This is a genomic window from Sphingomonas sp. FG14, assembly GCF_057809675.1.
In genome coordinates, this window is the sequence record NZ_JBMDKK010000001.1 from 771,234 (window position 1) to 784,434 (window position 13,201).

Sequence of the window (13,201 nt, forward strand, 5' to 3'; positions counted from 1 at the left end):
GTCTCAACGGCCGAGCAGCGGCAGGAAGCGCGTGAAGAGCGCCGTTCGCGTCTTGGCGAAAACATCCGACTTTCTTTGCGCATCGGAACTGCGTGTGTTCGATCCGAACACCACCGCGACGTTACTCTCTGGCTGGATATAGACGAACGTCGCGAAACCCATCTGCCCGCCTGTATGACCGACAAAGCGCAGGGTGCGGCCGTCGGGCACCGGCTGATCGATGGTGAAGGTGCTGAGCCCCATCTGCTGTTTGGGCACGCGATCGTCTTCGGCCGCGAACAAGGGCTGGCGCATCTCGAGCAACGATTTCCGGCTGAGCACGGTTTCGTAATTGCCGTTGTCGTTCACGCCCAACAGGAAATGCGCGAACTTCAGCAGGTCCGACAGCGGACCGTTCAACCCGCCATTGCCATTGGTGGCGCCGGTATCGACTTCCAGCCCGTTCGCTTTCACCGCACCCTTGGCGATGTAATAATTGTTCGAACGGTGGGGCAGCAGGAAATAGGGCGTCTTGTCGTAATAGCTGCGCGACATGCCGAGCGGCATCAAGATGTTCTTGGTGACATAGCTTTCGATGTCGTCGCCGGTGATTTCCTCGACCACGCGGCCGAGCATCGAGGTACCGGGATTGGAATAGCTGAACTTCGAGCCCGGCTCGAACTCGATCTCGGTATAGGGCATCATCGCCGCCACCTGAGACCATTTGGCGGGTTCGTGCGGCGCCCAGTCATTGTCGCCGCGCCACGGGAAGGTGGCGCCGCGCAGCCCCGAACTGTGCGTGATCAGATGGCGGAGCGTGATGCCCGACATTGGCCCGAACGGGTTATGAATCTGCTTGGTCTCGGGCAGATAATCGATGATCCTGTCGTCGAGCGACAGCTTGCCGCGATCGCGAAGCTGGAGCACCGCGACCGCGGTGAACATCTTGCTGATCGACGCCCAATGGAACAGCGTATCGGCATCGACCTTGCGGCCGGCATCTCGGTCGGCAAGACCGTAATAAGCCTCTTTCACCAACTTGCCGTTGCGCGTCACCGCCATGCTGGACCCGATCGTGCCCTCAGCCTTCAGATCGGCGTCATAAGCGGCGGCGATATCGGCCCAGGTCCGGTCGATCGACTGGGCAACCGCAGGAACGGGCGCCGCGACCAGGCAGATGGCAGCGGTTAATATGGGCATCCGAGCGATCATCGAAGATTCTCCTTGAAGAAGCGGGTCCAATTGCCGCCCATGATCTTGTCCGCCTCCGACGACTTGAAGCCACCACGCAACAGCGCGCGATGGATCAACGCCATGCGATCGATCGTGTTGAACTCCGGGATCACCGCATGCTGCGGCAGCGGACCGAAGCCCGGGATGCCGCGCTTGCGATTGCTTTCCCACCAGCCGTGATAGCTGCCCGGCATGTCGCGGCTGTTGTCGAACGGGCGCCCTTCCGCCTGCAGCCCCTCCATCGCATAATCGTTGGCGATGCCGACCGCGTCGATGCCCGCAAGTTTCACGGCGTGGCGGATATGCGCGACATAATGGTCCGGCGTCGGCACCGGCGCGTCGGTGAGCCAGAAGCTCATCATGAACACGCCGAACACGCCGCCGCTCTCCGCGACGGCGCGGATCATCCTGTCGGTCGCGGCACGCGGATGATTGAGGAGCGCACGGCAGGCGCCGTGCGACAGGATCGTCGGCGTCTTCGACAATTTCACGGTTTCGAGCGCGGTCGCCTCCGATGCGTGCGAAACATCGGGGATCAGGCCGACGCGGTTCATCTCGCGCACGCCCTCGATGCCGAGCGGAGACAGGCCGACTCCGCTGCGCTCATCGGTATAGGCGGTCGCGAAGGCATTGCTTTCGTTATGCGTGAGTTGAAGGATGCGCAGCGATTTGTCTCGAAAATAGGCGATGCGCGACAGGTCGGTCCCGATCGGCTCGCAGCCCTGGAACTGGAAGATCGCGACGGGCCGGCCGGCAGTCAGATCCGAACCTTTGAGCGCAATGCCCAACCCCGGAAAATCCAACCGGATCCGCGCCGACGCGGCGGCGATGCTTTCGTCGCACAGTTCGAAGGTGCGATGGTAGAAGCTGTTGCCCGCGGCATCCGTGTCCATCTTGCCCTTCGAGACATCGCAGATGAACGCATCGAGCCCAGAGGCACGCAGATCGGCGGGATTGTCGGGCAGGAAGCTCATTCCGTCCACATAGGGGCCGGACTTTTTCGAGGTCGCGCCATGCGCGGTGCCAACACATGCAAATGCCGCGAGCGCGGCAATCGCGTCGCGCCGGCGCATCGGGGCAACCGCCCCCCGGCCGGAACTGAAGCATCCGTACGACATACGCCCCCTTTGACGCCGAATCAGATCATGGATCTTGGATCCATTTTTTCAGATTGTAAATCTACCGAGCAGCATATCAATGTCAAGCTATTTGATTGAGAATTACATCCACCAAGCCGAAAGACAGTCGGGTCTGATTATCGGATTACATACATAGCATTGTAATTATTAGAATTTGTTGGAATTCGTTGGATGTGGCAGTCACCCACCGCCCTCCGCCTTCCGATCATTCGCGCGACGCTCTTCAGCCTCAGAAATCGAACGGGAGATAGAGACCCCGCTATCACCGGCATGCGCGGTGATGATGTTGAACGCCGTTTCGACGTCCCTGCGGCGTGCTGCTTCGATCAGCGCAAGGTGCTCTGCCCTGTCCCGATCGGACACCTCCATCCCCGGGCGCCCGAAACGCAAATGGTAACGCCGCGCGGCATCGAGCTGATCGCTGACCATCTTTTGCAGACGAGGCCCGGCAGCGGCGTACAGCGACAGATGGAACTCGCTATGCCTCGCCTGCTTTTCCGCTGCGTCGGCTTGCTCAAGCGCGTCATGGGCACGCTCGATCGCCACCACCTGCTCATCGGTCAGCGCGGAAAACGAGCGGCGTACCGCCAACCCTTCCAACACCGCGCGGATCTGGAACAGTTCAAGCGCGTCGTCCGCATCGAGCTGCGCGACGACCGCGCCGCGATGCGGCTGCTTCGTAACGAGCCCCTCCGCCTCCAGCAGCCGCATCGCTTCGCGGACTGGCATGCGGCTCACATTGAAGCGTTCAGCGATATCTTCTTGCCGGATCGGCTCGCCACCGGGATAGTCGCCCCTGATAATGGCGGCGCGTAGCTGTTCGAACAGCCAAAGTCCGGTGGATGGCGGGCGAGCGGCGTCGGTGCTGGACATTGGATCCTGGATCTGGAAATGGATGATCCCGGCACTTGGACCGAGCTCAAACGCCGTGTCAACCTGCGCTTCGCCGGCCATTGCCCGTTGCGCTATCACACGCTGTGCGCTGGCATAATCACGCGACATGCAGCATCATACGGATCCCGCCCTTCCCGCCTCGATCGGTCAGGCCATCGTCGAAATTCCAATGATCCCGCTCGAACAGCTCCTTATCGGCACCGTCAGGCCGCTAGGCCCCCGCGCCGCGCCCAGCGCCATCGACAAACAAGCCGTCGAGGGACGCGTACTGCTCGGGCGCGAAGGCCTGTCGGGCGATGCGCAGGGGGACCGGAAGCATCATGGCGGCCCTGAAAAGGCCGTCCATCATTATGCGACCGATCATTATGCCTATTGGCGCGAAACGATCGGCGAACGCGAAATCCTTTCGCGACCGGGCGCGTTCGGCGAGAATCTCGCCACGACCGGCCTGACAGAAGCGGACTTGGCGGTGGGCGACACCTTCCGCCTGGGATCAGCGTTGATCCAGATAAGCCAGGGGCGGCAGCCGTGCTGGAAGCTCAACCTGCGCTTCGGCGTCGCCGATATGGCGCGCAGGCTGCAGGAGAGCGGCCGGACAGGCTGGTACTACCGTGTGATCGAGGAAGGCTCCGTGGCCACCGGCGACACGCTGGTTCTGGTCGATCGCCTTTCGCCCGAATGGACGATCGAGCGACTGTGGCGCGCGCTCTATGTCGATACGCTCAACATGCCGGAGCTTGCCGCCATGTCGCGGCTTTCCCATCTGGCGGAGGGCTGGCGACGTCACGCGGAGAAACGCAGCGCCACGGGCAAGGTGGAAGACTGGGCGCGGCGGCTGAATGGCGAGACCGGATGAGCCAGCCAAGTCGCGGGAGCATCACATGATCATCAGCATCCAGAGCCAGGTCGTCCATGGCAAGGTGGGTAATAGCGCCGCGATGCCCGCACTTCAGGCGCATGGGCTGACGGTCGCGGCCGTGCCGACCACCCTGCTTTCCAATCACCCCCATTATCCGACGATGCGCGGCCGAGTGCTTCCGTGCGGCATGCTCGCCGAGCTCCTGCTGGGCGTCGAGGAACGCGGGCTCACCGAAACCGCCTCGATCCTGATCACCGGCTATCTCGGTTCGGCCGAAAATGGCGAAATCGTTGCGGGCTTCGTCGAACGCGCGAAGGAACGCAATCCGAAGTTGATCCACATCTGCGATCCCGTTTGCGGCGATGACGACCTGGGCGGTTTCGTCGAAACCGCCCTGCAACGCGTCTTCACCCAACGGCTGCTGCCGCTGGCCGATGTCGCGACACCGAATCTGTGGGAAGCACGCGCGCTCACAAATCGCGAGAAGGCCCTCGACGCCGCCCGATCGGTGCAGGCGATCGGCCCGGCCGGGGTGATCATCACGGCCGGAAATCGCGGCACCGGAGAGTTGCAGACACTCGTGCTGGACAAGGGCAAGGCATGGCGCATCCGCTCCCCCCGTCTTCCGGTAAGACCGGCGGGCAGCGGGGACCTTTTCACCGCCTGCCTGGCGGCGAAGCTCGCCCGCGGAGAGCAACTGACCAATGCGGCCGGAAACGCGGTCGCGGCCGTGCACGCGGTTCTCGCATGCACCAATCAAGCACCCTGGTCCGAAATGCCGGTGGAATCGTGCCTGGCGGAGATCGTCATGCCTTCGGTTCGCTTCACCTGCGAACCGATCGATGAAGACAGCCCGCCGGCCGCGAAGCGCCCCTGACCTTCGTCAGCCCTGCGACGCCGTCAGGCGCTGCTCATATCGATCGGCAAGCCTCTGAAGCGCCTTCGCCCCATCGCCGCGAAACGATGATCCGTGCATAAGCGCCAGCACAGTCGGTGACAATTCGGACAGTCTGCGCAGTGTCAGTGCGGTCTGCGGGCCAAGACTGGTCGCCGCGAAGAGATCCTCGGCGGCCATGGCGGCGGGAACGATATCCTCCTCGACCAAGGGCGCGCCATTGCCGACATGCGAGAACAGATCGCCACAGAATAATGTGCCCGTGACTTCCTCGTACAATGCCTGTGCTTCCCAGCCATGAGGCACGTGCGGCGTAGCGATCAGGCGGACGCGCTTGCCGCCAAGATCCAGCACCTCCCCGTCGGCCAATGCCCTGGGTGGACGATCGGCCAGATCGTTCACGGATACATCGCAACCCAGGGGAGTATAGACCACATGCGCATCGGGCGCCGCTGACAGCCACAGGTTCATCGCGCCGCACTCGTCCGCCTCAATATGGCCGAAACTGATCCAGCGCAGGCGTTCGACCGGGAGGATCGACGCGACGGCCGCCGAAACCAGCGGAAACAGCGATCTGGGGCCGCAGTGATAAAGCAGGGGCTCGTCCGCGACGATCAGGAACTGGTTGAAGGTGAAGCCGGCGGGCGGCGCGACATCGGGAAGATAGGTCGACAGCCGGTAGATGCCGGGAGCGATTTCGTCAGCCTGGGTTTCCATGCGAGCCCCCCCGCCCGACGCGCATCGGCGCCGGACAAGAGGATCATCGCCGATGAGCCGCCCCGTGTCGAGGCCGCTATCAGGCCGCCGCCAGCCGCCCCAGCGCCGGCAGGTCGACATTGCCGCCGGAAACGATGATGCCAATCCGCGCGCACTTCTCCGCCTCGGCGAAGGCGGCCGCCGCGCCCAGGCAACCGGTGGGTTCGACGAGCATCTTCATCCGCTGGAGGAAGAAGGACATCTGCCACTCCAGCGCCGCATCGCTCACCGTCGTCATCCTCCGCACATGGCGGCGGATGATATCGAAGGGATATTCGCCCAGGCTGCGGGTCCGCGCGCCATCCGCGATGGTGTCGGGCGTATCGATGGTGACGATCGAACCGCTTTCGAACGAACGGCGCCCATCGTCGCCAGCCTGCGGCTCCACGCCGACGACCTGGCAATCGGGCGAAAGCGCCGCCGCCGCCAGCGCAGATCCCGCGATCAGGCCGCCACCGCCGACAGGGACGAACAGATAGTCGAGCGGCCCCACCGCCTCGATCAGTTCGGCTGTGGCGGTTCCTTGTCCCGCGATCACATGCGGATGATCAAAGGGCGGGATCACCGCCAGCCCGCGCTGATGCGCCAGGTCCGCTGCCATCGCATCGCGATCGCCCGTCGCACGATCATAGAGGATCACCTCGGCGCCATAGTCGCGCGCCGCCGCCATCTTCGCCTGCGGTGCATCGTTCGGCATGATGATCGTGGCCCTGACCCCGAGCAACCGGCAAGCCAACGCCACCGACAATGCATGGTTGCCCGAGGAAAAGGCAACCACCCCCGCCTTGCGCGCCTCCGTCGACAGGCTTGCGACCGCGTTATAGGCGCCACGGAACTTGAACGCCCCGCCCCGCTGAAGATTCTCCATCTTGAAGAAAAGGCTGGCGCCCGTTTGCGCATCCGCCTGGCGGGAGGTCATGACCGGCGTCACATGCGCGACACCGGCGAGCCGGACCGATGCCTGGCGGACATCCTCGAAGCTCGGGCACATCAGCGAATCAGGACTTGTCATCTCGCACCTCCCACCGTTTTCCTCGTCGATCACTTTCCCGACATTGAACTAACTGTCAATATATTGACGGCTTGACAACCAATGCCTATTCGATAGCCATCAAGCCAGATTGCGGGGATGAATGCGAAAGCCAGCCGAAAGCCAGCCGGACAATCAGGTGGACCGTGAACATGCGCTGCTGCTGCGGACCGGCGAAACCATCGCGAAGGCGCTGGCGGACATGTTCGCACCGACCTGCGAAGTCGTGCTGCACGATCTGAAGCAGCCGGCCCACTCGATCGTGGCGATCGAAAACCCGCTCTCGGGCCGGAAGATCGGCGACTCCACCACCGAACTCGGGCTCAGCCGGATCAACGATCCGAATTTCCCGGATGTCCTGCAAAGTTACCCAAACCAGTTTCCAGACGGTCGGCCCGCCAAGAGCACCTCGATCGGCCTGCGCGATTCCGCCGGGCGTTGCGTCGCGGCGATCTGCATAAACATGGATATCTCGCTCCTCTCGTCGGCGAACCGCGTGATCGACCAGTTGATCTCGACCGGCGCGGCATCGCCGGTGAAGGAATCGCTGCGCGGCCGCTCGCTCGACGAGATCACGCGATTGCTTGAGGAATTCGCGGCCCGCCAGGGCGCGCAGCCGCGCGCGCTCTCCGCCGACCAGCGGCGCCAGGCGATCCAGATGCTCGCGGAATCGGGGCTGTTGCGATTACGAGGAGCCCCCTCCTCCGCCGCCGACACGCTCGGCATATCGCGGACCACGCTCTACAATGCACTGAACCAGATCGAGCGGGCGGAGGCAGCGCGATGATCGACATCGCAGCCCGCCTTGCCGCCGCGGGCATCGATCCCTCTATGCCGCGCGCGCCCGGCGGCCATTATGTTCCGTGGCTGATCAACGGCAATCATCTCTATATTTCCGGCCAGGTATCGGTGGATGGAGATAACAGCATCACGGGTGTGGTCGGTGGCGACATCGATCTGGCGCAAGGCGTGGAAGCCGCCCGCCTTTGCGGCATCAACCTGATCCGTCAAATCTCCGCCGCGCTCGACGGCAAGTTCGAACGGGTCGAACGCATCCTTCGGCTGACCGGCTATGTCCAGGCGGCGGACGACTTTACCAAAATCCCGCAGGTGACGAACGGATGTTCGGATCTGCTGGTCGAGATTTTCGGCGAAAAGGGCCGTCACACGCGCTCGAGCGTGGGGGTCAAGAAACTGCCGCGCAACTGCGCGGTCGAGGTGGATGCGATCGTCGCGATCGACTGACGGACATCATTTTTGGAGGAACTGGCCCTATGACGCTTCTCAGACGCACGTTCCTGGGCCTCTCAGGGGTCGCGCTGGTCTTCTCGACCGTATCGCACGGGCAGGATGCGGCCAGCTTCGAGAGCCGCTTCGAGGAAATCCGAAAGGATCCAGCCTTCGCCCATTCGCTGTTTGGCGTCGCTATCTACTCTCTCGACCGCAAGCAGCTCATCTATTCCTGGAACGGTGAAACGCTCATGGATGGCGCATCGACGACGAAGGTCGTCGCGGTCGGCGCCGGCCTGGCTCTGCTCGGCCCAGACTACAGGTTCCGCACGCCCGTCTATCGTACCGGCCCGATCCGGAACGGCGTGTTGCAGGGCGATCTGGTTCTGGTCGGGCGCGGCGATGCAAATCTGTCGAGCCGGGTGCACGATCGCGACACGCTGATCCATGTGGGCGAGGATCATTCCTATGGCGGCTACGACGCCGTTCCTCTGCCGGGGAATCCCGTCCAGCCATTGGCCGATCTCGCCCGGCAGGTGGCGGCCGCCGGCATCAAGCGCATACAGGGTAGGATCATCGTCGATGCCAGCCTGTTTCCGGAGGGGGCGCGCGAAGTCGGATCCGGCGCCACGATCTCGTCGATCACGGTCAACGACAACATGATCGACCTGGTGGTGCGCGCCGGCCAGCCGGGCGCGCCGGCGCAGATCACCGCCTCACTCCAGCTTCCCTATATCAGCTTCGACAACCAGATCCGTACATCGGCGACGGGTTCCCCGCTGATGATCCGCCTGTCGGAAAAACGCGCGCCGGACGGCAATATCCGGGTCATGCTGAGCGGGCAGATCCCCGCCGGCGCAAAGCCCTACCTCCAGCCCTATTTCGTCGCCAGCCCCTCGCGTTTCGCGACCGCGTTGTTCGCACAGGAACTGTCGCGCGCCGGCATCGCCGTTCAAACGACCGCGGCCGCCGACGACGCTGGTACGGGCGGCGGACTCAAGCGCTTCTACACACCGGAAAACCGCGTCGCGGAGTTCGTCTCCCCGCCGTTCAGCGAGGACGCGAAAGTGATCCTCAAGGTCAGCCACAACCTGCACGCGACGCTGATCCCGTTCGTCACCGGCAGCATGGTGAAGGGCGAGCCCGAACTGGCGGACACCAGGGGCCCAGAGGCCAGGGGTTTCACGCTGGCGCATAAATTCATCGCGTCCAAGGGGCTGGACCTGTCCGGCGCCGTGCACTCGCACGGCAATGGCAGCTCGCTCTTTTCTCCCAATTTCCTCGCCGCCTATCTGGCCGCGATGACCGAAATGCCGTTCTTCGAGAAGTTCAGGGACGGCCTGCCGATCTTCGGCAAGGACGGGACATTGGGCGACGCGCTGCCCAATTCGCCCGCCACCGGCCGGATCGTCGCGAAAACGGGCACGTCGGTCGAACCCAATCTGCTCAACGACGGCTATATGCTCAAGGCGAAGGGGCTGGCGGGCTATACGACCACGCCATCGGGCGAGCGCGTTGCCTTCGCGGTGCTGCTCAACCGTGTGCCGATCGACGCGCGTGTCGGCGACAACGTCGCCATGCGCGAGAAGGTTCGCGCCGTCGGCGGCAACACCGTCGCCCGGATCGCCGAGGCCATCAATCTCTATCCGATCCGCGCGGCACGATAGTAGATGGTCCCAGCGCCGGGCCGGCGCGTCATCGCTGGGATACGCTCGCCACGGCCTCCGGCATCTTTCGCCAGAATGACGGTGGTCCGGCCGCCCTCATCGGGTCAATAGGAACGCCCGATCAGGATCCGCTCGACCGCCGGCTCGCCGGTGAAGATGCAGACGCCGTCGGCCGCTACCGCGTCCATCGGCGTGTTGCGGATGGTCAGCTTGAGCGCCTTAAGCCGCTCCACGACACCGTCGAGCGCGGTCCCGGTCGGCCGGCTCCATTGCACTTCGGCCCAGCCCGGGAACTGCGTCTTCTCACTGAAAAAGGCTTCGAGGCCAGCGAAATCGGTGACGCCGCGATCGATGTTGCCTTCGAGCCGCGCGCGCGCCTCGCCGTGAAGCGTCGCCTGGATCTCTTCGATCAACCCAGCCACCTGACCGATGAATTCGCCGCGGGGCACGAAGGCGGAGGCCAGCTTGCCCCCGTCACCATAGAGCCGGTCGCGGCGCAGCACCGCGACATTGCCCGAAGCGACATCGCGCGGCCCGACCTCGACGATCACCGGCGCGCCCTTCTTCACCCAACCCCAGCGCTTGGCGCTCGCTTTCGTCGCCTTGGTATCGACGAGCGCGCGCACGGGTTCGCCGAATGCGGAGAGCGCATTGAGTTCGCCGGCAAGCGAGCGGCAATAGTCGAGGATCGCGACGTCCTCGTCGGTCTCGCGCAGCATCGGCACGATCACGACCTGCCAGGGCGCGACGCGCGGCGGCACGCGCAGGCCGTCGTCATCGCCATGCACCATGATCAGTCCGCCGATCATCCGGGTGGACATGCCCCAGCTGATCGTATTGGCCAGTTCCTGCTCGCCCTGGCTGTTCTGGAAGCGGATATTCTGCGCGGACGCGAAATTGGTGCCCAGGAAATGGCTGGTGCCCGCCTGCAACGCCTTGCCGTCCTGCATCATCGCCTCGATCGAATAGGTCGCGACGGCGCCGGGGAAACGCTCATTCTCGGGCTTCTCGCCCGCGATCACGGGCAGCGCAACGCAATCCTCGGCGAAGCTGCGATACATTTCGAGCGCCTTCAGCGTCTCCTCGCGCGCCTGCTCGGCCGACGCATAAGCCGCATGCCCTTCCTGCCACAGGAATTCGGCGGTGCGCAGGAACATGCGCGTGCGCATCTCCCAGCGGACGATGTTTGCCCACTGGTTGATCTGCACCGGCAGATCACGCCAGCTTTGCACCCAGCGCGAGAATGCGGTGCCGATCACCGTCTCGCTCGTCGGCCGCACCACCAGCGGCTCCTCCAGCTTGGCGGCCGGATCGGGCATCAGCCCGCCCTTGCCGTCGCCGACCAGGCGGTGATGCGTGACGACCGCCATTTCCTTGGCGAAACCCTCGACATGCTCCGCTTCCTTCTCGAAATAGGAAAGCGGGATGAACAGCGGGAAATAGCAATTGTCGTAGCCTGCGGCGCGGATGCGATCGTCGAGCAACCGCTGGATGCGTTCCCAGATGCCATAGCCCCAGGGCCGCATGACCATGCAGCCGCGCACGCCGCTGTCCTCGGCCAGGTCGGCCTCGGCAATGACCGCCTGATACCAGGCGGCGAAATCCTGCGCGCGGGTGACGTTGAGGGCGTGCTTCATCGGTCTCTCAAAGGTTCAGGGTTGTCGCGAAATCGCGTTCCGGTCGGTGCCCCTACCCCAGTTCGGCGTCACGGCGAAAGCATTTCCGGCAATGGCGGTTGTCTTCTTACCGCGAATTGCGCCAAGGCCCATTTCATGGCCGCCACCCAGCATGCCGCGCAACGCCCGCTTTACGCGCTCGGCCTGCGCTTGCTTGCAATCGCCGCGCTCGCGACGATGTCCGCGCTGATCAAGCTGGCGTCGATGCATGGCGTCCAACTGGCCGAGACATTGTTCTTCCGCCAATTCTTCGCCGTTCCGGTCGTGCTTGCCATCGTGCTCGCCGGGCCCGGCATCGGCTCGCTGCGGACGGCACGGATCGGCCGGCACGTCACCCGCACGCTGTTCGGCCTGATCGGCATGGTCGCGAATTTCGGCGCGGTCATCCTGTTGCCGCTCGCCGAAGCGACGACGCTGCAATTCACCGTGCCGATCTTCGCGACGATCCTCTCGACCCTGCTGCTCAAGGAAGTGGCTGGACTGCATCGCTGGTCGGCCGTGCTGATCGGATTCATCGGCGTGCTGCTCGTCGTCCAGCCTGGCAATGGGCATTTCCCGCTGTTCGGCGCGGCGATCGGGCTGTCCGCCGCCTTCATGGTCGCGCTCATCAGCATCCAGATCCGCGAACTGGGCAGGACAGAGAGTCCGACGACGACGGTCTTCTGGTTCTCGGTCCTGTCGATTCCGATCCTCGGCCTCGCCTATCCCTTTTTCGCGCGCGCGCATGACGCCACCACCTGGGCGCTGCTCGTCAGCATCGGGCTGATCGGCGGGATCGGGCAAATGGCGCTGACCTCCGCATTGCGCTGGGCGCCGGTATCGACGGTGGTGCCGATGGACTATTCCAGCCTGATCTGGGCGACGCTCTACGGCTGGCTGCTGTTCGGCGTGCTGCCCACCGCATCGACCTGGCTGGGCGCGCCATTGATCATCGCCAGCGGCCTCTACATCGTCTGGCGCGAGCACAGGCTGGCAAGGCGCAACACCGAAACCGCGATCGCGGCCGCCGACTGACCCATTCCGGACTTGCATTCCGGCCACTTTTGCGCCAATGGCCGCCCATCCGGGGTGGAAAGCACGTCTTTCCGCCCTGGTTTGCTTTTGAGACGATAGCCGGAGGGGCGTCCGCATGGTGCGGCGTCAGCGATCGGCCAACAGAGGAAACGGACATGGCTCTATACGAGCACGTGTTCCTTGCGCGCCAGGATCTGGCACAGGCGCAAGTGGACGCGCTGGCGGAAACCGCCACCAAGATCGTCGAGGACAATCAGGGCAAGGTCGTGAAGACCGAGACCTGGGGCCTTCGCAACATCGCCTACAAGATCGCGAAGAACCGCAAGGCGCACTATGTGATGCTCGAGATCGATGCGCCTGCCGGCGTCGTCGCCGAGCTGGAGCGCCAGACCGCGATCAACGAAGACATCATTCGCTACATGACCATCAAGGTCGAAACGCACGAAGCCGGCCCGTCGGTGATGATGCGCAAGGGCGATCGTGAGCGCACCCGTGGCGAGCGCGGTGATCGTGGCGATCGTGGTGACCGCCCCCGTGGCGACCGCGAAGACCGTCCCCGCCGCGAAGACGCCGAATAAGGAGCACGCATCATGGCACGCCCATTCTTCCGCCGCCGCAAGAGCTGCCCCTTCTCCGCGAAGGACGCGCCCCGGATCGATTACAAGGACGTTCGTCTGCTGCAGGGCTTCGTGTCCGAGCGCGGCAAGATCGTTCCCAGCCGCATCACCGCGGTTTCCGCCAAGAAGCAGCGCGAACTCGCCAAGGCGATCAAGCGCGCCCGTCACATCGGGCTTCTTCCCTATATCGTGAAGTAAGGAGCACCTGAGCA

General features: G+C 63.9%; 14 protein-coding genes. 8 read left to right on the forward strand and 6 right to left on the reverse strand.

Translation table 11 applies throughout. The features are described from left to right. Window positions 1–3 precede the first annotated feature (3 nt). The 3 genes from ACODTA_RS03545 to ACODTA_RS03555 all read right to left on the reverse strand — a co-directional run bounded on the left by ACODTA_RS03545 (window position 4) and on the right by ACODTA_RS03555 (window position 3,353). Entirely contained in the window at window positions 4–1,191 is a 1,188-nt protein-coding gene (locus tag ACODTA_RS03545) for a serine hydrolase domain-containing protein (protein WP_489064421.1), read from the reverse strand. After that, window positions 1,188–2,285, reverse strand: coding sequence for a membrane dipeptidase (locus ACODTA_RS03550; RefSeq protein ID WP_489064422.1), 1,098 nt, complete (start codon window positions 2,283–2,285; stop codon window positions 1,188–1,190). Before ACODTA_RS03550 ends, ACODTA_RS03545 begins: the two co-directional genes overlap by 4 nt. Window positions 2,286–2,531: 246 nt before the next feature. Next, window positions 2,532–3,353, reverse strand: coding sequence for a GntR family transcriptional regulator (locus ACODTA_RS03555; protein ID WP_489064423.1), 822 nt, complete (start codon window positions 3,351–3,353; stop codon window positions 2,532–2,534). Here ACODTA_RS03555 and ACODTA_RS03560 point away from each other — a divergent pair. Together ACODTA_RS03560 and pdxY are read left to right on the forward strand one after the other, a co-directional pair. Next, window positions 3,352–4,101: an MOSC domain-containing protein gene (locus ACODTA_RS03560; RefSeq protein WP_489064424.1), complete on the forward strand. Its 750-nt coding sequence runs from the start codon at window positions 3,352–3,354 to the stop codon at window positions 4,099–4,101. The two genes, ACODTA_RS03555 and ACODTA_RS03560, sit on opposite strands and share 2 nt — an antisense overlap. Before the next feature lie 25 nt (window positions 4,102–4,126). Continuing rightward, window positions 4,127–4,981, forward strand: coding sequence for a pyridoxal kinase (pdxY, locus tag ACODTA_RS03565; protein ID WP_489064425.1), 855 nt, complete (start codon window positions 4,127–4,129; stop codon window positions 4,979–4,981). A 6-nt stretch (window positions 4,982–4,987) separates the two neighbouring features. Here the strand turns inward: pdxY and ACODTA_RS03570 are convergent, their stop codons facing one another. Together ACODTA_RS03570 and ACODTA_RS03575 are read right to left on the reverse strand one after the other, a co-directional pair. After that, the gene (locus ACODTA_RS03570; RefSeq protein ID WP_489064426.1) at window positions 4,988–5,716 is read right to left on the reverse strand and encodes an oxygen-binding di-iron domain-containing protein; all 729 of its coding nucleotides are present in this window, start codon (window positions 5,714–5,716) and stop codon (window positions 4,988–4,990) included. Between the two features lie 79 nt (window positions 5,717–5,795). Further along, on the reverse strand, window positions 5,796–6,767 hold the full coding sequence (locus tag ACODTA_RS03575) for a threo-3-hydroxy-L-aspartate ammonia-lyase (RefSeq protein WP_489064427.1): 972 nt from the start codon (window positions 6,765–6,767) through the stop codon (window positions 5,796–5,798). A gap of 121 nt (window positions 6,768–6,888) precedes the next feature. On the opposite strand from ACODTA_RS03575, the gene ACODTA_RS03580 reads away from it, so the two are divergent. From ACODTA_RS03580 to dacB, 3 genes are read left to right on the forward strand one after another with little or no spacing between them, the layout of a single operon-like run. Further along, a complete protein-coding gene (locus tag ACODTA_RS03580) occupies window positions 6,889–7,572 on the forward strand; it encodes a helix-turn-helix transcriptional regulator (RefSeq protein WP_489064428.1) in 684 nt (227 codons plus the stop codon). Then, window positions 7,569–8,030, forward strand: coding sequence for a RidA family protein (locus ACODTA_RS03585; protein WP_489064429.1), 462 nt, complete (start codon window positions 7,569–7,571; stop codon window positions 8,028–8,030). The genes ACODTA_RS03580 and ACODTA_RS03585 overlap by 4 nt, the downstream gene beginning before the upstream one ends. A 29-nt stretch (window positions 8,031–8,059) precedes the next feature. Beyond that, on the forward strand, window positions 8,060–9,682 hold the full coding sequence (dacB, locus tag ACODTA_RS03590) for a D-alanyl-D-alanine carboxypeptidase/D-alanyl-D-alanine endopeptidase (protein WP_489064430.1): 1,623 nt from the start codon (window positions 8,060–8,062) through the stop codon (window positions 9,680–9,682). Window positions 9,683–9,786: 104 nt separating this feature from the next. Here dacB and ACODTA_RS03595 read toward each other — a convergent pair whose 3' ends face one another. Next, complete coding sequence (locus tag ACODTA_RS03595; protein ID WP_489064431.1) at window positions 9,787–11,319, reverse strand: aminoacyl--tRNA ligase-related protein; 1,533 nt, start codon at window positions 11,317–11,319, stop codon at window positions 9,787–9,789. Between the two features lie 135 nt (window positions 11,320–11,454). On the opposite strand from ACODTA_RS03595, the gene ACODTA_RS03600 reads away from it, so the two are divergent. From ACODTA_RS03600 to rpsR, 3 genes are all read left to right on the forward strand, one after another. Continuing rightward, window positions 11,455–12,372, forward strand: a complete 918-nt coding sequence (locus tag ACODTA_RS03600) for a DMT family transporter (protein WP_489064432.1) — start codon at window positions 11,455–11,457, stop codon at window positions 12,370–12,372. A 155-nt stretch (window positions 12,373–12,527) separates the two neighbouring features. After that, window positions 12,528–12,950, forward strand: coding sequence for a 30S ribosomal protein S6 (gene rpsF / locus ACODTA_RS03605; RefSeq protein WP_489064433.1), 423 nt, complete (start codon window positions 12,528–12,530; stop codon window positions 12,948–12,950). Window positions 12,951–12,962: 12 nt separating this feature from the next. Next, on the forward strand, window positions 12,963–13,187 hold the full coding sequence (rpsR, locus tag ACODTA_RS03610) for a 30S ribosomal protein S18 (RefSeq protein ID WP_010125005.1): 225 nt from the start codon (window positions 12,963–12,965) through the stop codon (window positions 13,185–13,187). Window positions 13,188–13,201 lie beyond the last annotated feature (14 nt).